A 20839-nucleotide genomic window follows, 5' to 3' on the forward strand; every position below is an offset into this window, starting at 1 on the left:
TCACCATGGCGGTCACCAAACCAGGGGCGGCGGCGGATGCGGTCGCTGACATCGGCGCGCTGAGTTTCGAGGACGCGCTGGCCGAGCTCGAGCGCATCGTGCGCGGCCTCGAATCGGGGTCGCAGAAACTCGAGGACGCCATCGCGGCCTACGAGCGCGGTGCCGCGCTGAAACGCCATTGCGACGCGCGCCTCGCCGAGGCGGAAAGCCGGGTGCAGGCGATCGTCGCGAAAGCCGATGGATCGCTCGGATTGAAGGATGCCTCGTCATGAGTGAAGTCATGCAGACCGTCGCACTGCGTGACGGGTTGAACGGCGCGGCCGCCCTGATCGAAACCGAGCTCGATGCCTTGCTGCCGGTGCCGGAGGGCGAGGAGCACCGCCTGGTCGAAGCCATGCGCTACGCCGTGATGGGCGGCGGCAAGCGGATGCGCGGCTTCCTTGCGATCGAAACCGCGCGCATGTTCTCGGTCAACATCACCTGTGCCGCGCGCGTCGCCGCCTCGGTCGAGATGTTGCACGCCTATTCGCTGATCCATGACGATCTGCCCGCGATGGATGATGACGATCTGCGGCGCGGCAAACCCTCCTGTCACAAGGCGTTCGACGAGGCCACCGCCATTCTGGCCGGCGATGCGCTGCAGACCCGCGCCTTCGAGGTTCTGGCCGAGCCCGACACCCATTCCGATGCCGAGGTGCGCTGCGAACTGGTGCTCGCACTCGGTGCGGCCTCGGGTTCGCGCGGCATGGTCGGCGGCCAGATGATCGATATCGTCTCCGAGGGCAAGGACCTCGCGCCACCCCTGATCACCAGGTTGCAGGCGCTGAAGACCGGCCGGCTGATCCAGTACAGCGCCGAGGCCGGCGCCATTCTCGGCCGCGCCTCCGGCCCGCAGCGCCATTTCATCGCCGCTTATGGGCGTGATCTGGGGGCCGCCTTCCAGATCGCCGATGACATCCTTGATGCCGAAGGGTCGGATGCCACCCTCGGCAAGACCGCCGGCAAGGACGCTGCCCAGGGCAAGGCGACCATGGTGTCGGTGATGGGTATCGAACGCGCGCGGATGCAGGCGGAGCATCTGGCCAAGCAGGCGGCGACCTATCTGGACAGCTTCGGCGAAAAGGCTGCGCTGCTGCGGGCACTCGCGGCCTATACGGTCACGCGCCGGAACTGAGTATCGCTGCGATGCGCCTTGTATCGGTCACGCGCATCCTGAACGAGGACGACATCGTCGAGGCGTTCGTGCGGCATAATCACGCCAGCCTTGATCACATGGTGTTTCTCGACAACGGCAGCACCGATGCGACGCTCGACATCCTGCGCCAGTTGCAGGCGGAGGGGCTGCGCCTGTCGGTGTTTCAGACGATTGCCGCGGGGTTCGACGAGGTTGCGGTGAACACCTGGCTCTACCGCATGGCCGACCAGATGCATCGCGCCGACTTTGTGGTGTTTCTCGATGCCGATGAGTTCATCACCACGACCGATGCGCCATTGGCCGATTTGCTGGCCGCGCGGCCGGTGCAGGACCGTGCGGTGGCGGTGCCGCTGGTGCATTATTTCGACACGGTGGAAGACGATGCGGCCGAACTGATCGTGCCGGTGCGCCTGCGCTGGCGGGTGCGCGTGCCGACCGGTGTCACCAAAATGATCGTCCGCGGCGGGCTCGGCACCCGGATCACGATCGATGCCGGCAATCACGGCGGCACGCTCGATGGCCGGCCGGTGCCGACGCCGCGCGCGCATACCGTCGCCCTCGCGCACTACCCGCGCCGCTCCGGCTGGCACGACATGCAGAAATCGGCGATCGGCTGGCTCAAGGTGCTCGCCGCCGGTCAGGCAACCGTCGATCAGGGCAGGTCCGCGCACTACCGCGCCCCGTTCGAACGGATGCGCGATGCGCCGGGCACGCTGCTGGTCAACACCGGCTATCTGGCACCGCCGGTCGATCACGAGGGCGCCATCCTGGCGCCGATCACCTATCGCGGCGGCCCCTTGCGCTATACCAAGGCGAACGATCCGGCGCGCAAGGCCTTCATGCTCGCCCTGCACTACGCTGAGCAGCTCGCCCGCCAACACGGCACCTTGCAGGATCGCTCGCCGGAAGCCAGGCAGATCGTCACCGCCTGGAACGCCGAGCGACGATTTCTATTTTGAACACGCCATACGGAGGTCCCGATGAGCGCCGACATTCAACAGGACGATAACGACCCGATCGTGCTGCGCGCGCGCGCCGTGCTCGAAGCCGTTTCCGATCCCGAACTGCCGATGCTCAGCATCGTCGATCTCGGCATCTTGCGCGACATCCTGCCCTATCGCGGCGGGGTCGAGGTGCTGATGCTGCCGACCTATCCGGGCTGTCCCGCGCTCGATATGATCGCGCTTGAAATCAATGGCGCCCTGACGTCAGCCGGGATTTTTCCGGTCAAGGTCACCATGGTGACCAGCCCGGACTGGAGCACCGACATGATGTCGCCCGATGCGCTGCGCAAACTGAGTGCTTCCGGCATCGCGCCGCCCGAACGCAACAAGCCGGTGGTTTGCCCGAAATGCCTCTCGCCCGCGGTCGAGGAGGTCAACCCGTTCGGCTCGACCGCCTGCCGCGCGATCTGGCGCTGCACCGCGTGCGAGACCGGGTTCGATCGGTTCAAGTGCCATTGAGTGGCTTGGATAAAAGGGAAGGCTTCTTTTTTGTAAAAAAGAAGCAAAAAACTTTCTGACTCTGGGGCACGGGCGTTTGAAACGGCACGGGCCCAAATTAACAAAGTTTTTTTTGCTTCTTTTTTGTTCACAAAAAAGAAGATCTTCCCTTGCCTTTGCGTGCCGGACCGCTGGTCACCAAGCTTGTCCCATCGATCCCGCACCCCTACACTCGCCCAATCCGGCAACGAACGCGCCATGCCGGGCAGGGACGAAACGAACACATGATCAGGCTTTCCATGGGTGATCCGCGCCGGTCGGGCTGGCTGATACCGGGTGTCGCGGTTCTGCTGGCGGCGTCCGCAGCGCGGGCGCAAACCGTGCCGCAAGCGCCGATCATCGTGCTGCCGGCCGCACCGAAATCGAGCATCCACATCCGGAAAATCGTGGTCGATGCCTCGCCTCTGGCGGACACCGGCATCAACATCGCCAAATTTCCCGCCCTGGTGCAGGTGCTCGATGCGAAGGACATCAGCGCGGGCGGCACGGCGGATGCGGCGCAGGCGCTCAACCGCCAGGCCGCCGGCGTCAATCTGGTGAACAGTCAGGCCAACCCCTACCAGCCCAACATTCTCTATCACGGCTTCGAACTCTCCCCGATTCAGGGCACGCCGGCCGGGCTGAGCGTCTATGTCGATGGCGCGCGCTTCAACCTGCCGTTCGGCGATCTCGCGATCATGAGCGCATTGCCTGACAGCGCGATCCATACGCTCAGCGTCGAGGACGGTAATCCGCTGTTCGGGCTGAACGCGCTGGGTGGTGCGGTCAATATCGCGATGAAGACGGGCTTCGATTATCACGGCGGCGAGATCGAGTTGTCCGGCGGCTCCTTTGGCAAGATCGACGCCAACCTGCAATACGGTGTCCAGCACGGCAATGTTGCCGCCTATGTCGATCTGCAGGAACGCCACGAGGCGGGGTGGCGCGACCTGCAATCCTCCGATCTTCAGAATTTCTATGGTGATCTGGGCTGGCGCGGTCCGCACTCGACGCTGCATGTCAATGCCACCATCGCCAATTCCGTGCTGAACGGACCAGGCACGGTGCCGATCGAGATTCTCAACATCGCACCGTCCTCGCAGTTCACCGGCCCCAATCTGATCGCCGATAAATACGCCAAGCTGAGCGCGACCCTCAACGATCAATTGACCAAGGATACCTCGATCCAGGGGGTGATCTATTACGACTACCTGCTCGAACATCTGGTCAACGGCAACGGCCCGAACGACCTGCCGTGCGGCCCCGGACCGGATGCGGGCTATCTGTGCCAGGGCGGGCCCGGCAATCCGGTCAGCACGACGCGCGGCGGCGCCCCGATTCCGAATTTCCTGCCCCAGGCCGATGCCGCGGGTTATTATCAGTATGGGCAGCTCGACCTGAATTCGACCAACACCAACGGCTATGGCGGATCGATCCAGGTCTCAAACACCACGCCGGTATTCGGCCTGCATAACCACATCATCGCCGGGCTCAGCTTCGATGGCGGCTTCACCACCTACGACGCGGCCGCTTACGCCGGCGGCATCACGACGTTCTCGCGCGTGTTCTACACGCTGCCCGGCATTCCGAGCCCGGGGTACATCCTCGATGAGCCCGGCACCGTGCCGGTCGGCGTCGTGATTCGCAACGAATATTACGGTGCCTATATGTCGGACACGCTCGATCTTACCGACACATTTTCCCTCACCGCCGGTGCGCGCTTCAATATTGCCAATATCGCGCTGCACGACCAGGATCCGACCGACCCGAACGCCCCCGGCGTTGGTCTGAGCGGGCGGCATTATTACGAGCATCTGAACCCCGCCCTCGGCTTTGCCGACAACATCACGCCGCTGACGACGCTCTACGGCGGCTATTCCGAGGCGAATGCGGCGCCGACGCCGGCCGAATTGTCGTGCGCGAGTCCGCTCGATAGCTGTGCGCTGGCGAATTTCCTGTCGGGCGATCCCAACCTGCGCCAGATCGTGGCGCGCACATTCGCGCTCGGGCTGCGCGGTGCCACGATCGGGCCGGGCGGGTCGACCTTCAGCTATAATGCTGATTACTATCATACCGTCACAAACGATGACATCGAGTTCCTGCAATCGCCGTACAACCCGCTTGGCACCGGCTATTTCAGCAATATCGGCAACGTCAAGCGCGCCGGGTTCGACTTGCAACTGCGCCTCGATGCGACACGCTGGCACGCGTATTTCGGCTATTCGCGTGTCAATGCGACCTATCAGAACGGCTTCACCACACAATCCAACAACCCCGCCGCGGATGCCAACGGCAATATCACGATCCTACCCGGCGATTACCTGCCGGGCATTCCGCGCAATTTGTTCAAGGCGGGCGGCAGCTACGATGTCACGCCGAAATGGTCGATCGGGCTTTCCGGCGTCGCCCAGACGTCGTCGTTTCTGTACGGCGACGCCGCCAACCTGACGCCGCCGCTGCCCGGCTATGTCGTCCTGAACCTGACCACGCGCTACAAACTAACCCCGAAGCTCGAATTGTTCGGCGTGGTCGATAACATCACCGATACCACCTACTATAATTACGGCACGTTCTCGCCGGCCGGCGGTGTTTACGTGGCGCAGGACCCGGGCTTCAGCAATCCGCGCAGCTATAGTATTGCGGCGCCGATTGCGGGGATTGTGGGGGTTAAGGTTAAGTTTTAGAAAGCGCTTCTTTTTTGTAAAAAAGAAGCAAAAAACTTTCACTTATTGGGACTACACCCGCGTCAACGCCACAGCCCCAGATAACGAGAGTTTTTTTGCTTCTTTTTTTGCAAAAAAAGAAGTGCTTCCTCTCCTTACGATCCCCCTTGTCCCACCGCGTCGCTAATTTATAGATCAAGCATGATTCTCCTCACCCTGCTCGATCTGGCCGGCGCCGTCGCCCTGCTGCTCTGGGGCATCAGAATGGTCCAGACTGGCGTGCAGCGCGCCTTCGGCGCTCGGCTACGCGGCTTTCTCGATACCGCCCTGCGCAACCGATTTTCCGGCTTCATCGCCGGACTCGGCGTAACCGCCGTGTTGCAGAGCAGTACCGCGACCGGGCTGATGGTAACGGGTTTCGCCGCGGACAGCCTGGTCGGCCTGGTGCCGGCGCTCGCGGTCATGCTGGGTGCGAATGTCGGCACCACGCTGATCGTGCAGGTGCTGTCGTTCAACGTCAGCGCCGTCGCCCCCATCCTGATCCTGGCCGGCGTTGCCATGTTCCGCCGGATGACGCAGGGGCCGCGGGATTTCGGCCGCGTGCTGATCGGCCTCGGGCTCGTGCTGCTCGCCTTGCATCAATTCCTCAGCCTGCTCAGCCCTTATGAGCATGTCGCCGGGCTGCGCGTCGCGCTGCGCGCGATCACCGCCTATCCCGTGCTCGATGTGCTGATCGCGGCGGGGCTGACCTGGGCGGCGCATTCCTCGGTCGCCATCGTGCTGCTGGTCATGTCGTTTGCGACCAGGGGGGCAATTCCGGTCGAAGCCGCCCTCGCGCTGGTGCTCGGCGCCAATCTCGGCACCGCGATCAATCCGCTGATCGAAGGGCCGGAGGGCGATGACCCGGCCAACCGCCGCCTGCCGCTCGGCAATGTGTTGAACCGTGCCCTCGGCGTTGCGATCGCCGTGCCGTTGCTGCCGTGGATCGCCCGTGAAATGAGCGCGATCGAGCCCGATCCGGCGCGCGCCGTGGCCGATTTCCACACGCTGTTCAACATCGGGCTCGCGCTGGTGTTTCTGCCCCTGCTGGCCCCTTATGCCGGTCTGCTGCGCCGCCTGCTGCCCTCGCGGATCAACGCGGCCGATCCGTCCCGGCCGCGCTACCTCGATGCCTCGGCGGTCGAAACACCCTTTGTGGCGCTCGGCAGCGCGGCGCGTGAATCGCTGCGGCTCGCCGATGTGCTGGAATCCATGCTCATCGCCCTGCGCCTGCTGATCGAAAAGGGCGACCGCAGGCAACTGGCCGAGACCAAGGCGCTCGACGACGTGCTCGACCGGCTGAACGGCGCGATCAAGACCTATGTCGTCGGCCTCGATCCGGCGGCGATGACCGAGGATGATCATCGTCGTGCGATGGAGATTTTGCGGTTCGCCACCAACATGGAGCACGCGGGCGATGTGGTCGATCGCAATCTGCTCGGGCTGGTTTCGAAAAAGATCAAGCGCGGCCTTGCCTTTTCACCGCAGGGCGAAGCCGAGCTGTTGGGCGCGATCGACCGGCTGCTCGGCAATGTCCGCACCGCGGCCTCGCTGTTCGTGATCGACGATGCGCGGTTGGCCCGCCGCCTCGCCGCCGAGAAACAGGAGTTCCGCGACATCGAGGCGAGCGCGACCGAGGCGCATTTCCAGCGCCTGCGCGCCGGCCGGCTCGACAGCACGGAGACCAGTTCGCTGCATCTCGACATGTTGCGCGACCTCAAGCGGGTCAACACCCATCTGGTCGCGGCCGCCGCCTATCCGGTACTGGAAAGCAAGGGCGAATTGCTGCCGAGCCGCATCCGCGATCGACCCGACCATGCGCCCTCAGGCGTGGGGCCTGATCTAACGCCGGCGGGCGACGGCGATGATCCGCCGCGCCTCGGCCCATAATTCATACGCATCGAACTCAGTCTCAGCCACCCAGGCGACGGCGCTGACATCGCCGCCCGACCGTGCCTCGCCACCCTGGTAGTCGGCGGCGAAATCGAGAATCGTGTAGTGGTATTCGATGCGGCCCTCGGTGTCGCGATGGATCGAATCCACCGCGCCCGCGAGCCATAATGCCCCGACCGTGAGCCCGGTTTCCTCGAACAACTCGCGCCGCGCCGCGGCCTCGGCGGTTTCGCCCAATTCCTGCCCGCCGCCTGGCAGGCTCCACGCGCCCTGTGCCGGTGGCTGGCCGCGCCGCACCAGCAGAACAGCCTCGCCGCGCAGCACGACGATGCCGATGCCCACCCGCGGCGCATCGGGGTAGCGCCGGCTCATCCGGCCACCAGCGCGCGGATCGCGCGCGCCTGGTCGAACAGATGCAGCAGCGTGCGCACCGCGAGTCCGCGCGGCGAGGCGAGGGTGGGGTCGGCATCGATCAGCATGGTCGCGTCCTTGTGTGCCATCGGGATCAGATCGCCGTCGCGCTCGGCATTCGCCAGCACATACCCCGGCAGGCCGGATTGCTTCGCGCCCAGCACATCACCGCCGCCGCGCAGTGAAAAATCCTCATCGGCGATGCGAAACCCATCCTCGGTCTCGCGCAGAATGGCGAGGCGCTTGCGCGCTGGCTTGGTCAGCTTGTCGTGCAGCAGCAAGCAGAAGCTCGCTGCCCGGCCACGCCCGACCCGGCCGCGCAGCTGGTGCAGCTGCGCGAGGCCGAACCGCTCGGCGTGCTCGATCACCATGACATTGGCATCCGGCACATCGACGCCGACTTCGATCACCGTGGTCGAGACCAGGATATCGACGGCGCCGCGTGCAAACCCATCGAGTGCCGCGGCCCGCACCTCGATCGTCTGGCGCCCGTGCGCCAGCGCCACCCGGTTGCCGAACCGCTCGGCAAGCGCTGCATGGCGCAGTTCGGCGGCGGCGATATCGAGCATCTCGCTCTCCGACACCAACGGGCAAACCCAATAGACGCGCCCGCCCTGGCCGATCATCCGCTCGATCGCCTCGATCACGTCTGGCATCTTGTCGATCGGGTGGAGCGAGGTGCGGATCGGCGTGCGCCCGGCGGGTTTTTCGGTGATCCGGCTGATCGTCATCTCGCCCCAGTGCGACAGCAGCAGGGTGCGCGGGATCGGCGTCGCGGTCATCACCAGCATGTCGGTTGCCGCGCCTTTGGCGCCCAGCGCGAACCGCTGATCGACGCCGAAGCGGTGCTGCTCGTCGATCACGGCGAGACCGAGATCATGGAACTGCACCGATTTCTGAAAGATCGCATGGGTGCCGATCACGATCGGGATCGCACCATCGGCGATGCCGGCCAGCGTCCGCCGGCGCTCGGCCGCTTTCAGCGACCCGGTCAGCAGCGCCACCGGCACCGGGCAGAGCCGCGACAGCGTGGCGAAATGCTGGCGCGCGAGCAACTCGGTGGGCGCGAGCAACGCGACCTGCGCGCCGGCGCCGACCACGCGCAGCATCGCCAGCATTGCCACCAGCGTCTTGCCTGAGCCGACATCGCCTTGCAGCAGCCGCAGCATCCGGTGCGGTGCCGCCAGATCGGCGTCGATCTCGGCGAGCACCGATAATTGGGCTTCGGTCGGCCGATGGCCGAAGCGGGTGAGGGCGGTGCGCCGCAGGTCCGCGCCGCCCTGAAACGACCGGCCCGGCCGCTTGCGGCGGCGGCGGCGGATCAGCGCGAAGGCGATCTGGCGGGCCAGCAATTCATCATACGCGAGGCGGCGGGCCGGCTTGTCATCGGGGATGTCCGTGGGTGCCTGCAACGCGCGCAAAGCGGCGTTGAAGCCGGGCCAGCCCCGCGCGCGCAGAATTTGGTTCTGCTGCCATTCGGCGAGGTCCGGCAACCGGGCCAGGGCCGCGTTCATCGCGCGCGCCACCACCTTGGGCACCAATCCTGCGGTCAGCCCCCAGACCGGCTCGACCAGCGGCAACCCGGCCTCGGCTTCCGCCGGCACCACGTAATCGGGATGCGGCAGCGAGACCCGGTCGTTGAACCGCTCGACCTTGCCCGAAACCGTCAGTCGCGCGCCGATCGGAAACTGCGCCAGCCGCCCGGCATGGAACAGCACGATCTCGCCGAAGCCGCTGGCATCGCGGATCACCACCCGCTGGGGCGATTTCGCGCGCTCGCCCTTGTCGTGGCGCATCACCTCGACCGTGAACGTGCCGATCGCGCCGGGTATGGCGTTGCTCAGCAGGTAGCGCGACCGCCGATCGATGAAATGCTCCGGCAGGTGAAATAACAGATCGCGGATGGTCGCGCCGCCCACCGCGCGCGCGAGCAGCACCGACAGGCGCGGCCCCAATCCGGGCAGGCTGGTCAGTGGCGCGCGAAAAAATGCAAGCGAATCGGCAGGATCGGTCGTCACGGGCTGACAGTGGCGCGGCCGTCCTCTATATCGCAAGCCATCATGCACACCGATCCCACCGACGCGTTGCTGCAACGCCGCCGCCGCCTGCTCTATCGGGCCACGCACCGCGGCACCTACGAGAACGACCTGATGATCGGCGGTTATGCCCATAAACACATCGCCACGATGGACGAGGTTTCGCTCGACGAATTCGAGGCGGTGATGGAACACCCGGACGCCGAACTGGCCGACTGGCTGACCGGCCGCCTGCCAATCCCCGACGACGTGGATACCCCGATGCTCCGCAGCATCCGCGATCAGGCGGCCGAGGTTGCGCAGGCCAAGCAGGGACGATGAGCCTGCTGACCGTCTACGGCGCGCCCGAGGGGTTCGATGCCGCATTGATCGCCCGCCGTGCCGAGGAAACCGGCACGATCCTGCACATCGCGCGCGACGATGCCCGTCTCGCGCGGCTCGCCGATGCGCTGACCTTCTTCGCACCCAAGGCCGAGATCATCCGGTTCCCCGCCTGGGATTGCCTGCCCTACGACCGCGTCTCGCCCAATCCCGCCATCATGGCCGAGCGTGTCGCCGCGCTGGCCCGGCTGCTCGATGCGCCGACCACCCAGCGCATCGTGCTGACCACGGTGAACGCGGCGGTGCAGCGCACCCCGCCGCGCGCCCAGTTCAAGGGTGCCAGCCTCGCGATCGCGCCCGGCGGCAGTATCGCCCCCGAAGACCTCGCCCGCTTCCTCGAACAGCACGGCTACCACCGGGTCGGCACCGTGATGGAGCCGGGCGATTTCGCGATCCGCGGCGGTATTTTCGATGTCTGGCCCTCCGGCGAGGCCACGCCCACGCGGATGGACCTGTTCGGCGATGTGGTGGAAACCCTGCGCCGTTTCGATCCCGGCACCCAGCGCAGCGGCGAGACGGTGGCCACTCTGGTGTTCCGCCCGGCCTCGGAACTGCCGTTCGACACCGCTTCGGTGAGCCGGTTCCGCACGGCGTTCCGCGAGATGTTCGGCGCCGATGCAGTCAAGGACCCGACCTACGAGGCGATCTCCGATGGTCGCCGCCAGCCGGGCATGGAACATTTCGCCCCGCTGTTCGCCGGTGCGATGGAAACCATTTTCGACTATGTACCGAACGCCGCCGTCACCCTCGATCATCAGGCCGAGGCCGCCGCCGCCGCACGGTTCGAAATGATCACCGATCATTATCAGGCCCGCCTGGCACCTGCCCGGCCCGGCGATCTGCCCTACCGCCCGATCAAGCCGGACCTGCTGTATTTCGACGCAGCAGGTTTCGAGCAGACCCTCGCCAGACGCCAGGCGACCAGCTTCTCGCCGTTCGGCCGGCCCGAGGGCGCGGCAGGCGTAGAAGCCGGCGGCCGGCCCGGTGCCATCCTGGCAACCGGCCAATCCGGCGTCTCGGTCTACGACGAATTCAGGATGCTCGCGTCGCGCTGGCGTGAAGCCGGGCGCAAAGTCGTCCTCGCCGCCTGGAGTGCCGGTTCGCGCGATCGCCTCGCCGCCCTGCTGCGCGACCACGGCATGCGTTCGATCCCGATCGACAACGCAGCCGAAGCCCGTATCGCCCAGGGCGACGCCGTGCTGCTCGCGGTGCTCGGGCTCGAACGCGGCTATGTCGCCGATGATTTCGCCATCGTCGCGGAACAGGATCTGCTCGGCGCGCGCATCGCCCGCCCGCCGCGCCGCCGCCAGCGCGCCGATCAGTTCATCGCCGATGCGACCGAAATTGCCGAGGGCGATCTGGTGGTCCACCAGGAGCACGGCATCGGCCGCTATGACGGGCTGGTTACCCTCAGCGTCGACGGCGCGCCGCACGACTGCCTGCGCCTTTTGTACGACGGCGACCACAAGCTGTTCCTGCCGGTCGAGAACATCGATCTGCTGTCACGCTTCGGCACCGAAACCGGCGGCGTCGGGCTCGATCGGCTGGGTGGTGCCTCCTGGCAGGCGCGCAAGGCCCGTGCCAAGAACCGCATCCGCGATATGGCGGCCGGCCTCATCCGCATCGCCGCCGAACGCAAGCTGCACGACGCACCGCTGCTCGCCGCCGAAGACGGCGCATTCGGCGAATTCTGCGCGCGCTTCCCCTACACCGAAACCGAGGATCAGGCCCGCGCCATCGCCGATGTGCTGGAAGACCTCGCCTCCGGCAAACCGATGGACCGGTTGGTCTGCGGCGATGTCGGCTTCGGCAAGACCGAAGTCGCCTTGCGCGCCGCCTTCGTCGCCGCCATGGCCGGCACCCAGGTCGCGGTCGTGGTGCCGACCACACTGCTCGCCCGCCAGCATTACCGCCTGTTTGCCGAACGCTTCGCTGGCCTGCCGATCAAGGTGGCGCAACTCTCCCGCCTGGTCACCGCCAAGGACGCGGCAAAGACCCGCGCCGAACTGGCGGATGGCACCGTCGGTATCATCGTCGGCACCCATGCGGTCCTCGCCAAATCGATCGAATTCGCCGATCTGACGCTCCTGATCGTCGATGAGGAGCAGCATTTCGGCGTCGCCCACAAGGAACGGCTGAAACAGCTCAAGGCCGATGTCCATGTGCTGACGCTCACCGCCACGCCGATTCCGCGCACCCTGCAACTGGCGCTGACCGGCGTGCGCGACCTGTCGTTGATCACCACCCCGCCGGTCGATCGCCTCGCCGTCCGCACCTTCATCATGCCGTGGGACGCGCTGGTGATTCGCGAGGCAATCGCGCGCGAACGCTTCCGCGGCGGGCAGTTGTTCTGCGTCGTGCCGCATATCGAGGATATCGACCGGATGCGCGAGCGCCTGGCCGAAATCGCGCCCGATCTGCGCTGCGCCACCGCCCACGGCAGGCTCGCCCCCACCGAAATCGAACGGGTGATGACCGAGTTCAGCGAGGGCAAATACGATGTCCTGCTCGCGACCAACATCATCGAATCCGGGCTCGACATGCCGGCGGTCAACACCATCCTGATCTGGCGCGCCGATCTGTTCGGCCTCGGCCAGCTGTACCAGCTGCGCGGCCGGGTCGGGCGCGGCAAGCAGCGCGGCTACGCCTATCTCACCTGGCCCGCGACCCATAAACTCGCGGCCTCGGCACAGAAACGCCTCGAAGTGATGCAGACGCTCGATACGCTGGGTGCCGGCTTCACCCTCGCCTCGCACGATCTCGATCTGCGCGGTGCCGGCAATCTGCTGGGCGATGAACAATCGGGCCATATCCGCGAAGTCGGCATCGAGCTCTACCAGCAGATGCTCGAGGACGCGGTGGCCGATCTGCGCGCCTCAGGCAGCAAGACCGAGCGCGAATCCGCCCGCGACTGGACACCCAACATCAGCCTCGGCCTGCCGGTGCTGATCCCGGAAGCCTATGTCACGGAATTGCCGGTCCGCCTTGGCCTGTATCGCCGGATCGGCTCGCTCGGCACCGATGCCGAGAGCGAAGCGCTCGCCGCCGAGCTGGTCGACCGGTTCGGCCCGCTGCCGGCCGAGGTCGAGAACCTGCTGGCCACCGTCGCCCTCAAGCGCGCCTGCCGCGACATCGGGGTGGAAAAACTCGAAGCCGGCCCGAAAGGCATGGTGATCGGCTTCCGCGGCAACAGTTTCGCCAACCCCGGCGGCCTGATCGCCTGGCTCGCCACCCGCGCCGGCCTGCTGCGCCTGCGGCCGGACCATAAGCTGGTGATGGCCCGCGAGATGGACGTGCAGGCAAGACTGGCGGCGGCGCGGGATCTCGTCGCGAATCTCCAGCGCATCATTTCACAGGGAAAAGCTGCGTAGTTTCGCCATCGTGATTACCCTGCGATGACCGAATTGCAATTTGCATCACAGCCCGGCGACCTCATCTGCCGTGCATGAAGACGTCCCAAGCCGGGTCGTCCCATCAGAAGGAGTATTTTGACGATGGAACAGCACACGCGCTTCATGTCACGTCTGGCGCTCGCCGCCGGCCTCATCGCGGTGCCGCTCGCAAGCGGCACGGCCCTGGCACAGACCGCCACCACCCACCCCGTCACGCCCCAGGCGATGGGACGTTCGATGCCGGCCGCCAATGTCTCGCGCACCACCATCGCCAAAGCCGGCAAGGCGATGCACCAGGTCATGGCGATCAACCAATCCTACGGCGCCAAAATGAGTGCGGCGACCGATCCCTCGACCAAGGCGCGGATCGTCGCGGCTGCCAAGCAGAAGGCCATGGCGGCGATCAGCGCACAGGGTCTCACGGTGAGCCAGTACAATCAGGTGCTCGCCTCGGCACAGAGCAACCCGGCCGTCCGCCAGCAGCTGCTCAGCACGGCGGGTGCAATCGCCAACAACTGAATCTGTGCTCAGTTGATCGGGTGAATCAACACCGCCGTGCCATAGGCGGTCACCTCGTTCATCGCCTGACCCTGTCCCGCGTCGAACTCGCTGGAATCAAACCGCATGCCGACCACGGCATTGGCACCCAGCGAGGCGGCGTGGGCCTTCAGCGCCTCGATCGCCTCATCACGCGTCTGATTGACCATCGCGATATAGCCGCCCTGCGAGCCGCCGAAAATCGCACGAATGCCGCCGAGCATGTTGCCGATGATGGTGCGGCTGCGGATTGACGTGCCGTAGACCGGCCCGATCACGCGGCTGATCTGGGCATTCGCGACCTCGTTGACGGTGACGACGAGAATATCGGGCATCTTCTGCACTCCCCCTGATTGGTTGCTTCACATAACATTGACCAGCGCGCTCTGCATCGGCTTTATGGTGCACAGAAATGGTCATGGATGTCAGCGCCCCGCACCGGTCAGAAGATGCCCCGCAAACCGAGGCGCTGCCGCACGAAACCTTCACCATCACCCGCCCGCTCCGCCAGACCGCCCCGATCGTGATCGCATCGCCGCACTCGGGCAACCTCTATACGCCGGCGTTTCTCGCCGCCTCCCGCCTCGATGCGCGCTCGCTCCGTAAAAGCGAGGACAGTTTCGTCGATGAACTCTGCGCCGCCGCCCCCAGCCTCGGCATCCCGCTGATCACCGCCGCATTCCCCCGCGCCTATTGCGATGCCAACCGCGAACCCTGGGAACTCGACCCCACCATGTTCGAGGATCGGTTGCCAGACTACGTCAACACCACCAGCCCCCGCGTCGCCGCCGGGCTCGGCACCATCGCCCGCGTCGTCGCCACCGGCGAGCCGATCTACCGCCTCAAACTCACCTTCGCCGAAGCCTCGTCACGCATCACCAGCTGCTGGCAACCCTACCACGACGCCATGACCGCCCTGATGGCCGAAACCCGCGTGGCGTTCGGCGCCTGCCTGCTGCTCGATATCCACTCGATGCCGACACCCTACGGCATCACAAACGGTCACGGCCCCGATATCGTGCTCGGCGATGCCCACGGCGCCGCCTGCGCGCGACCCATCGTCACCCTCGTCGAACAATCCCTGCGCGCCGAAGGCTACCTCGTCAAACGCAACGACCCCTACGCCGGCGGCTACGTCACCCGCCACTACGGCCGCCCCCGCGAACGCACCCACGTCCTCCAGATCGAAATCGCCAAACCACTCTACATGGACGAACGTACCATCACCCGCAACGAAAACTTCCCGAACGTCCAAGCCAGCCTCACCCGCGCCATCGCCACCATCGCACAATCAGCGGCGAGCTTCGTGTGAGACCAGGGGTGGGGCGCTCTTGAGAGCAAGCAAGGCCAGGGGCTCTCCCTCCGGAGCCATTCCAGCGATGAGGAGCATCGCTGGAACCTTCGGCTCCTCCGCCCCTGGACCCCGTTAAAGGCGGAGCCTTTAAAATCCATTAGTTTTAGGTAAGGGGAGGGCGCTGCCTCGGACTTTCCGCTGATCTGGCCTGTATCGCCCTCCCCTTGCCTAAAACTAGCGGGTTCTAGGGGCTGAGCCCTTAGTGGGGGTCGAGGGGGCAAAGCCCCCCGGCTTGCTTGCTCTCAGCAGCGTCCCAGCCCCGGTCTAACCCGGATCGACCGTGATCTGCGGTGGGTTGCGGAGGGTTTGCAGCACGACGCAGTAGCGTTCGGTGGTTGCGATCAGTCGTGTGGTGGTGGCGGCATCGGCGTCGGTATCGAGGGCGAATCGGAGGGTGATGTCTGTGACGCCGACGGGTGCGGTGCGGTCGGTGCCCAGGGTGCCGCGGGCGTCCCAATGGCCTTCGGCGGTGACTGTGCCGTGATGGATGGTGATTCCCATGGCGGTCGCCACGGCGGCGAGGGTCACGCCGGCGCAGGCCACCACGGCATCGAGCAGCATGTCACCCGAGCAGGCCAGGCTGCCATCGCCGCCGGCGGCGGGGTGCAGTCCGGCCTTGATTGTGGCGTGTCCGGTTTCGACCACGCAGGCGAGGGCGGCCTGATCGATCCGTCCCGTGGCGCGTGCCGGGATCACGGCGGTTTCCGGGTGGTCGCGGTAGGCTTGTTTGATCGGCGCCTGCATGGCGCGCAGTTCTGTGGCGTTCATGGTGTTTCCCCTTGCGGCAGTCTGGTCAATCATGTTGCGGCGCACCATATCGCGGCGAACCAATTGAAGGAGAGTATCATGCCTCTGCTGCGAATCGATATGCTGGAGGGTCGCAGCGATGCGGAGCTCGAAACCCTGCTGGATGCCACCCATGGCGCGATGCTGGCGGCGTTCGGTGTTCCCGAGCGCGATCGTTACCAGATTGTTCATGAGCACAAACCGTCGCGCCTGATCGTGCAGGACACCGGCCTCGGCATTGTGCGAACTGATCGGGTGGTGGTGTTCCAGGTCACTTCGCGTCCGCGCACGCGGGCTGAAAAAGAGGCGTTCTATGCCGGGCTTTGTGCGGCGTTGCAGGAGCGGTGCGGCATCGCGCCGTCCGACGTGATGATCTCGATCACCGAAAATGCCGATGAGGACTGGTCGTTCGGCAATGGCGAGGCGCAATTCCTCACCGGTGCGCTGTAAGGCGCATTGCCGCGCGCCCACGATCCGCGATGGCGTTCGATACGCCTGCGATGCCGCTATCGCGTTACGCCGGGTTCCTGCGTATAACTGTCAGCGATCCTGTCTGACCTGACATGCAATGCCTGGCTACCAGACCGCGACGATCGGATCGGATTCGGGTATCAGCCGCCTTTCGATGCCGTAACATCAGGCTGACCCGATACGGCGCGGGCTCCCCACCCCCGCCGCCACAGGGGAACCAGCGGCCAATTATGGCTGCTGGTTTTCTGTTATGGCGCCATGGCTTCGCGTGCTTTGGTCGCCAGCACATCCACCCGTTCGTTCATCGCATCACCGGCGTGGCCCCGCACCCACAACCATTCGATGCTGTGCGGTTTCGCCGCCGCGAGCACGCGCTGCCATAATTCATAATTCGCGACCGGATCGCCCTTGGCGTTGCGCCAATTGCGCCGCACCCAGCCGGAATGCCAGCGGGTGATGCCGTTGCGGAGATATTCGCTGTCGGTGTGCAGGCGTACCTTGCAGGGGCGTTTCAGCGATTCCAGCGCGGCGGCGGCGGCGGTCAGTTCCATCCGGTTGTTGGTGGTCGCGGGTTCGCCGCCGGATAATTCCCGCTCATGATCGCCGAATCGCAGCACCGCCGCCCAGCCACCGGCGCCTGGGTTGGGTTTGCAGCCGCCATCGGTCCAGATTTCCACCAGACGTTCGGTTTCAGAGTCCATAATCGGTCGCCGATGTGGTTTGGGTATGAAAACGCAGTCGGCGGTAATAGGGCATCGGGTCCTTGCGGGTCACCAGCGCGCCGTCCGGTGTGTTGATCCAGTCGTATAGCCGTGTCAGCAGAAACCGCATGGCCGCCCCCGCGCTCAGCACCGGCAGCGCCGCGCCTTCCTTGGCGCCGAGCGGCCGTACGCTCTGATAGCCGCGCAGCAGGGCATGCGATTTGGTGATGTTGAAACTCAGATCGGCCTCGAAGCACCAGGCGTTCAGGCAGACCGCGATATCGTAGGCGAAAAAATCGGTTGCCGCGAAATAAAAATCGATCAGGCCGGAGATCGCGCCATCGAGGAAGAACACATTGTCCGGAAACAGATCGGCGTGGATCTGCCCGCGCGGCAAGCTCTGCGGCCATTGATCCAGAATACCATCCAGCGATGCCGCCAGCGCGTCGCCCAACCCGGGCTCGACGCGGTCGGCGCTGTCGCCGCAGCGTTCGAGCAGCGGTCGCCAGCCCGCCGGGCCCAGCGCATTGACCCGTTCGGCCTGGTAATCCGCCCCGGCGACGTGCAGCCGCGCCAGGGCCGCGCCGAGCGGTGCGCAATGCGCGGCGGTCGGCCGGCGTGGCCAGATGCCGGGCAGAAACGTGGTGATCGCGGCGATTCGCCCGGCCAGCGGGTTGAGGTTGCGGCCATCGCGTGCGCGCACCGGCAGCGGGCAGGGCAGGGATTTCGCGGCGAGATGCTCCATCAATCCGAGAAACCACGGCAGTTCCGCCGGATCGACCCGTTTTTCGTACAGCGTCAGGATAAAATCGCCCGCGGTGGTGCGCAGCGAATAATTGCTGTTCTCGACCCCCTCGGCAATGCCGCGAAACGCGACGACGCGGCCGATATCATAGGCTTCAAGAAACCCCGCCAACGCATCGTCGGTCACTTCGGTATAGACTGCCATGGACGGTGGAGATGACCGATCGGCGATTTGATGGCAAGGGAGGCTGGACCACTCTTCAGGAGACGCTCGTGACCAGACCCGCCCATCACCTCGTTCGGCTCGCCCCGATCCTGCTCGCGACCCTCACCGTCTCGGCCTGCACCGGCAGCAAGGCGCCGGAACTCTATTGCCCGCAGGTCGCGGTGCTCCAACAGGCCAGCCGCGTCATCCTGGCCAACGGCAACGGCAACGATATCGCGGCGCAGACGCTCGATGCGCGGATCACCGGCGTGGCCGGCGCATGCCACGAAGCCGGCAAGGACATGGAAACCGTGACCTTCCGCATCGGCTTCGCCGCCACCAACGGCCCGGCCTCGCGCCTTGCGGAGCAGACGCTGCCCTATTTCATCGCCATCGTGCAGGGGGATGACATCATCAGCAAGCGGGTGTTTCCGGTCAGCTTCGACTTCAAGAACGGTGCCGATCAGGCGATTGCCAGCACGACGCCGATTACTTTGAAATTCCCGCGCGCGCCGCGCAGCGCGCATCAGCAGGTGCTGGTCGGGTTTCAGATGAACCAGGCGGAGCTCGACCGCTCCGGCGAACCGGCCGCCGCACCATGAGCGAGACCGCCGACCGGGCGATCGAGGTGATGCCCTTTCACGCCGGCATCGACTATTTCGACTGTCTGAGCCGGCTGCAGGATGTGCTGGCCCCTGCGCGCTACCTCGAAATCGGCGTCTGGCGCGGTGAGTCGCTCGAACGATCGCGCGCCGCCAGCATCGCGATCGATCCGCATTTCCTGATCGATCGCAACATCATGGAGGGCAAACCTTCCTGCCATCTGTTCCAGACCGGCAGCGACGCGTTTTTCGCGACCGAAGACCCGGTCACGACGCTCGGCGGCCCGATCGATCTCGCCTTCCTCGATGGCATGCATCATTTCGAATTCCTGCTGCGCGACTTCGCCAATACCGAGCGGGTCTGCCATCCCGGCAGCGCGATCGTGCTGCACGACTGCCTGCCGATCGACCCGCGCATCGCCCATCGCGATCAATCGGAAGATCTCCGGGTCGATGCCGTGGTGCCCGGCTGGTGGGCCGGCGACGTCTGGAAAGTGCCGGTTCTGCTCAAGCGCTTCCGCCCGGACCTTACCATGATCGCCTTCGATGCCCCGCCGACCGGGTTGATCGTGATTACCGGGCTCGATCCCGCCAACCGCAGCCTGAACGAGCACTATCAGACCATGGTCGATGCGATGATGGCGGTCGATCTCGCAAGCTACGGCACCGCGCGCCTGTTCGACCTGCTGGCGCCGCATCCGACCCGTCTGCTCGACGACCCGGCCGCCCTGCGCGCCACCCTGTTCCCCGGTGAGCGCCGATGAGCGGCGCCGCCCTGATCACCGGTGGTGCCAAGCGCATCGGTGCTGCCATCACCCGCGCCATCGCGGGCGGGGGCATGCCCGTGGTCATCCACTACCGCAGTGCTGCCGATGAAGCCGAGGCGCTGGCCCGCGCCATTACCGCTGCCGGCGGCACCGCTTATACGATCGGCGCCGATCTGGCGGATGACGCGGCCGTCGGCAGCCTGATCGCGCGGGCCGAAGCGCTTGCCGGCCCGATCGATGTGCTGGTCAACAACGCCTCGCATTTCATCTTCGATCAGGCCGCCACCGTCACGTCAGACTCGATTGCGGCGCATATGGCCCCCAACCTCACCGCGCCCGTGATCCTCGCGCGCGATCTGGCCGCGCGGATCGGTGAGCGGCGCGGCGTCATCATCAATATTCTCGACCAGAAACTCTCCAATCTGAACCCGGATTTCTTTGCTTACACGCTCTCGAAAGCGGCCCTCGCAACTGCGACCGAAATGCTGGCAATGGCGCTGGCGCCGCGCATCCGCGTCTGCGGCATTTCTCCGGGCCTGACCATGATCGGTGCCAAACAGAGCCCGGAGAATTTCGCGCGCGGCCAACAGGCGACACCGTTGCAGCACGGCTCGGCGCCGGAGGACATCGCCCGGGCGGTCATGTTCATCATCGAAACGCCGTCGATCACCGGCACCACCCTGCTGGTCGATGCCGGCGAGCATCTGATGCGAAGGCAGCGCGATGTTTCTTTCAACGCGGCCTGATCCGGCCGGATGGTCAGCGCCGTGTGAAGGTCCGGATCAGCCGCGCGAGCGGCAGCACGATGCGGATCGCGCGCGGCCCGTCCGGCCAGGTAAGGCTCGAAGCCACCGCAGGCAGCCGCGCCGCCTCGACGCTCAAAACCGCCATCTGCGCCGCACACGCCGCCAACCGTGCTGTCTGATCCGCGATGATGCCGCGCTGACCCTCAAGCTGGCGATGCTGCGCTTCGATGATCTCGACTTGATCACCCAACATGTCGGTCTGCGTCGCGATCGTCCGATCACGCGCGGCGATGGCGTCCTCGCGCGCCGCGACCGCCTGTTCCAGCACCGCAATTCTGACCTGCCGATCAACCACCATCCGCCGCAGCACCTGATCGAGCCCGGCAGGCCGCACGTCCGCCTGTTCCATAACAATAGTCTACACGGTTGTGGTTT

At 65.5% G+C, this 20839-nt stretch carries 21 protein-coding genes; 14 read left to right on the forward strand and 7 right to left on the reverse strand.

What is annotated here, in order from left to right; genetic code table 11:
* Positions 1 to 5: 5 nt before the first annotated feature.
* The 6 genes from BW994_RS12895 to BW994_RS12920 all read left to right on the forward strand — a co-directional run bounded on the left by BW994_RS12895 (position 6) and on the right by BW994_RS12920 (position 7268).
* Positions 6 to 272 (forward strand): exodeoxyribonuclease VII small subunit, encoded by a 267-nt coding sequence (locus BW994_RS12895; RefSeq protein WP_029312227.1) that lies wholly within the window; start codon positions 6 to 8, stop codon positions 270 to 272.
* Positions 269 to 1174 (forward strand): polyprenyl synthetase family protein, encoded by a 906-nt coding sequence (locus BW994_RS12900; protein ID WP_029312226.1) that lies wholly within the window; start codon positions 269 to 271, stop codon positions 1172 to 1174. The genes BW994_RS12895 and BW994_RS12900 overlap by 4 nt, the downstream gene beginning before the upstream one ends.
* Positions 1175 to 1185: 11 nt before the next feature.
* Positions 1186 to 2154, forward strand: coding sequence for a glycosyltransferase family 2 protein (locus BW994_RS12905; RefSeq protein ID WP_029312225.1), 969 nt, complete (start codon positions 1186 to 1188; stop codon positions 2152 to 2154).
* 21 nt (positions 2155 to 2175) lie between these two features.
* Positions 2176 to 2658, forward strand: coding sequence for a 1,2-phenylacetyl-CoA epoxidase subunit PaaD (gene paaD / locus BW994_RS12910; RefSeq protein ID WP_076454626.1), 483 nt, complete (start codon positions 2176 to 2178; stop codon positions 2656 to 2658).
* Positions 2659 to 2921: 263 nt separating this feature from the next.
* Positions 2922 to 5360: a TonB-dependent receptor gene (locus tag BW994_RS12915; protein ID WP_051657393.1), complete on the forward strand. Its 2439-nt coding sequence runs from the start codon at positions 2922 to 2924 to the stop codon at positions 5358 to 5360.
* A 180-nt stretch (positions 5361 to 5540) separates the two neighbouring features.
* A complete protein-coding gene (locus BW994_RS12920; RefSeq protein ID WP_051657392.1) occupies positions 5541 to 7268 on the forward strand; it encodes a Na/Pi cotransporter family protein in 1728 nt (575 codons plus the stop codon).
* Here BW994_RS12920 and BW994_RS12925 read toward each other — a convergent pair.
* Entirely contained in the window at positions 7221 to 7643 is a 423-nt protein-coding gene (locus BW994_RS12925; RefSeq protein ID WP_029312221.1) for an NUDIX hydrolase, read from the reverse strand. The two genes, BW994_RS12920 and BW994_RS12925, sit on opposite strands and share 48 nt — an antisense overlap.
* Positions 7640 to 9700: an ATP-dependent DNA helicase RecG gene (gene recG / locus BW994_RS12930; RefSeq protein ID WP_029312220.1), complete on the reverse strand. Its 2061-nt coding sequence runs from the start codon at positions 9698 to 9700 to the stop codon at positions 7640 to 7642. The genes BW994_RS12925 and recG overlap by 4 nt, the downstream gene beginning before the upstream one ends.
* Positions 9701 to 9742: 42 nt before the next feature.
* On the opposite strand from recG, the gene BW994_RS12935 reads away from it, so the two are divergent.
* From BW994_RS12935 to BW994_RS12945, 3 genes are all read left to right on the forward strand, one after another.
* Entirely contained in the window at positions 9743 to 10039 is a 297-nt protein-coding gene (locus tag BW994_RS12935; RefSeq protein ID WP_029312219.1) for an FAD assembly factor SdhE, read from the forward strand.
* Positions 10036 to 13470: a transcription-repair coupling factor gene (gene mfd / locus BW994_RS12940; protein ID WP_029312218.1), complete on the forward strand. Its 3435-nt coding sequence runs from the start codon at positions 10036 to 10038 to the stop codon at positions 13468 to 13470. The genes BW994_RS12935 and mfd overlap by 4 nt, the downstream gene beginning before the upstream one ends.
* A 123-nt stretch (positions 13471 to 13593) precedes the next feature.
* Positions 13594 to 14010 carry a DUF4168 domain-containing protein gene (locus tag BW994_RS12945; RefSeq protein ID WP_029312217.1) on the forward strand — a complete coding sequence of 139 codons (417 nt, stop codon included), beginning with the start codon at positions 13594 to 13596 and terminating at the stop codon, positions 14008 to 14010.
* A gap of 8 nt (positions 14011 to 14018) precedes the next feature.
* Here the strand turns inward: BW994_RS12945 and BW994_RS12950 are convergent, their stop codons facing one another.
* Positions 14019 to 14363: a YbjQ family protein gene (locus BW994_RS12950; protein ID WP_029312216.1), complete on the reverse strand. Its 345-nt coding sequence runs from the start codon at positions 14361 to 14363 to the stop codon at positions 14019 to 14021.
* A gap of 83 nt (positions 14364 to 14446) precedes the next feature.
* Between BW994_RS12950 and BW994_RS12955 the strand changes: the two genes are divergently transcribed.
* The gene (locus tag BW994_RS12955; protein ID WP_029312215.1) at positions 14447 to 15340 is read left to right on the forward strand and encodes an N-formylglutamate amidohydrolase; all 894 of its coding nucleotides are present in this window, start codon (positions 14447 to 14449) and stop codon (positions 15338 to 15340) included.
* Between the two features lie 306 nt (positions 15341 to 15646).
* Here the strand turns inward: BW994_RS12955 and BW994_RS12960 are convergent, their stop codons facing one another.
* Positions 15647 to 16150: an OsmC family protein gene (locus BW994_RS12960; RefSeq protein ID WP_029312214.1), complete on the reverse strand. Its 504-nt coding sequence runs from the start codon at positions 16148 to 16150 to the stop codon at positions 15647 to 15649.
* Between the two features lie 78 nt (positions 16151 to 16228).
* On the opposite strand from BW994_RS12960, the gene BW994_RS12965 reads away from it, so the two are divergent.
* Entirely contained in the window at positions 16229 to 16618 is a 390-nt protein-coding gene (locus tag BW994_RS12965; protein WP_029312213.1) for a tautomerase family protein, read from the forward strand.
* A 269-nt stretch (positions 16619 to 16887) separates the two neighbouring features.
* Here the strand turns inward: BW994_RS12965 and rnhA are convergent, their stop codons facing one another.
* Complete coding sequence (rnhA, locus tag BW994_RS12970; RefSeq protein ID WP_029312212.1) at positions 16888 to 17340, reverse strand: ribonuclease HI; 453 nt, start codon at positions 17338 to 17340, stop codon at positions 16888 to 16890.
* On the reverse strand, positions 17330 to 18289 hold the full coding sequence (locus BW994_RS12975; RefSeq protein ID WP_029312211.1) for a homoserine kinase: 960 nt from the start codon (positions 18287 to 18289) through the stop codon (positions 17330 to 17332). Before BW994_RS12975 ends, rnhA begins: the two co-directional genes overlap by 11 nt.
* 68 nt (positions 18290 to 18357) lie before the next feature.
* On the opposite strand from BW994_RS12975, the gene BW994_RS12980 reads away from it, so the two are divergent.
* Genes BW994_RS12980 through BW994_RS12990 form a run of 3 tightly spaced genes read left to right on the forward strand, consistent with a single transcriptional unit; the run spans position 18358 to position 20404 of the window.
* Positions 18358 to 18891 (forward strand): hypothetical protein, encoded by a 534-nt coding sequence (locus BW994_RS12980; RefSeq protein WP_245801572.1) that lies wholly within the window; start codon positions 18358 to 18360, stop codon positions 18889 to 18891.
* Positions 18888 to 19655, forward strand: a complete 768-nt coding sequence (locus tag BW994_RS12985; protein ID WP_029312209.1) for a class I SAM-dependent methyltransferase — start codon at positions 18888 to 18890, stop codon at positions 19653 to 19655. The genes BW994_RS12980 and BW994_RS12985 overlap by 4 nt, the downstream gene beginning before the upstream one ends.
* Complete coding sequence (locus BW994_RS12990; RefSeq protein WP_029312208.1) at positions 19652 to 20404, forward strand: SDR family oxidoreductase; 753 nt, start codon at positions 19652 to 19654, stop codon at positions 20402 to 20404. The genes BW994_RS12985 and BW994_RS12990 overlap by 4 nt, the downstream gene beginning before the upstream one ends.
* 13 nt (positions 20405 to 20417) lie before the next feature.
* Here the strand turns inward: BW994_RS12990 and BW994_RS12995 are convergent, their stop codons facing one another.
* Entirely contained in the window at positions 20418 to 20813 is a 396-nt protein-coding gene (locus BW994_RS12995) for a hypothetical protein (RefSeq protein WP_051657391.1), read from the reverse strand.
* Between the last annotated feature and the right edge of the window lie 26 nt (positions 20814 to 20839).

Origin of the sequence: Acidiphilium rubrum (assembly GCF_900156265.1) — a bacterium.
In the GTDB taxonomy this organism is placed as follows: domain Bacteria; phylum Pseudomonadota; class Alphaproteobacteria; order Acetobacterales; family Acetobacteraceae; genus Acidiphilium; species Acidiphilium rubrum.

Excerpts from the sequence above, each read along its gene's own strand:
- BW994_RS12945 (WP_029312217.1), top strand. The coding sequence starts at position 13,594 with ATGGAACAGCACACGCGCTTCATGTCACGTCTGGCGCTCGCCGCCGGC.
- BW994_RS12960 (WP_029312214.1), bottom strand. The coding sequence starts at position 16,150 with ATGAACGCCACAGAACTGCGCGCCATGCAGGCGCCGATCAAACAAGCC.
- BW994_RS12975 (WP_029312211.1), bottom strand. The coding sequence starts at position 18,289 with ATGGCAGTCTATACCGAAGTGACCGACGATGCGTTGGCGGGGTTTCTT.
- BW994_RS12965 (WP_029312213.1), top strand. The coding sequence starts at position 16,229 with ATGCCTCTGCTGCGAATCGATATGCTGGAGGGTCGCAGCGATGCGGAG.
- BW994_RS12915 (WP_051657393.1), top strand. The coding sequence starts at position 2,922 with ATGATCAGGCTTTCCATGGGTGATCCGCGCCGGTCGGGCTGGCTGATA.
- BW994_RS12895 (WP_029312227.1), top strand. The coding sequence starts at position 6 with ATGGCGGTCACCAAACCAGGGGCGGCGGCGGATGCGGTCGCTGACATC.
- BW994_RS12955 (WP_029312215.1), top strand. The coding sequence starts at position 14,447 with ATGGATGTCAGCGCCCCGCACCGGTCAGAAGATGCCCCGCAAACCGAG.
- BW994_RS12905 (WP_029312225.1), top strand. The coding sequence starts at position 1,186 with ATGCGCCTTGTATCGGTCACGCGCATCCTGAACGAGGACGACATCGTC.
- mfd (WP_029312218.1), top strand. The coding sequence starts at position 10,036 with ATGAGCCTGCTGACCGTCTACGGCGCGCCCGAGGGGTTCGATGCCGCA.
- paaD (WP_076454626.1), top strand. The coding sequence starts at position 2,176 with ATGAGCGCCGACATTCAACAGGACGATAACGACCCGATCGTGCTGCGC.
- BW994_RS12995 (WP_051657391.1), bottom strand. The coding sequence starts at position 20,813 with ATGGAACAGGCGGACGTGCGGCCTGCCGGGCTCGATCAGGTGCTGCGG.
- BW994_RS12925 (WP_029312221.1), bottom strand. The coding sequence starts at position 7,643 with ATGAGCCGGCGCTACCCCGATGCGCCGCGGGTGGGCATCGGCATCGTC.
- BW994_RS12935 (WP_029312219.1), top strand. The coding sequence starts at position 9,743 with ATGCACACCGATCCCACCGACGCGTTGCTGCAACGCCGCCGCCGCCTG.
- BW994_RS12950 (WP_029312216.1), bottom strand. The coding sequence starts at position 14,363 with ATGCCCGATATTCTCGTCGTCACCGTCAACGAGGTCGCGAATGCCCAG.
- BW994_RS12920 (WP_051657392.1), top strand. The coding sequence starts at position 5,541 with ATGATTCTCCTCACCCTGCTCGATCTGGCCGGCGCCGTCGCCCTGCTG.
- BW994_RS12990 (WP_029312208.1), top strand. The coding sequence starts at position 19,652 with ATGAGCGGCGCCGCCCTGATCACCGGTGGTGCCAAGCGCATCGGTGCT.
- BW994_RS12985 (WP_029312209.1), top strand. The coding sequence starts at position 18,888 with ATGAGCGAGACCGCCGACCGGGCGATCGAGGTGATGCCCTTTCACGCC.
- rnhA (WP_029312212.1), bottom strand. The coding sequence starts at position 17,340 with ATGGACTCTGAAACCGAACGTCTGGTGGAAATCTGGACCGATGGCGGC.
- BW994_RS12900 (WP_029312226.1), top strand. The coding sequence starts at position 269 with ATGAGTGAAGTCATGCAGACCGTCGCACTGCGTGACGGGTTGAACGGC.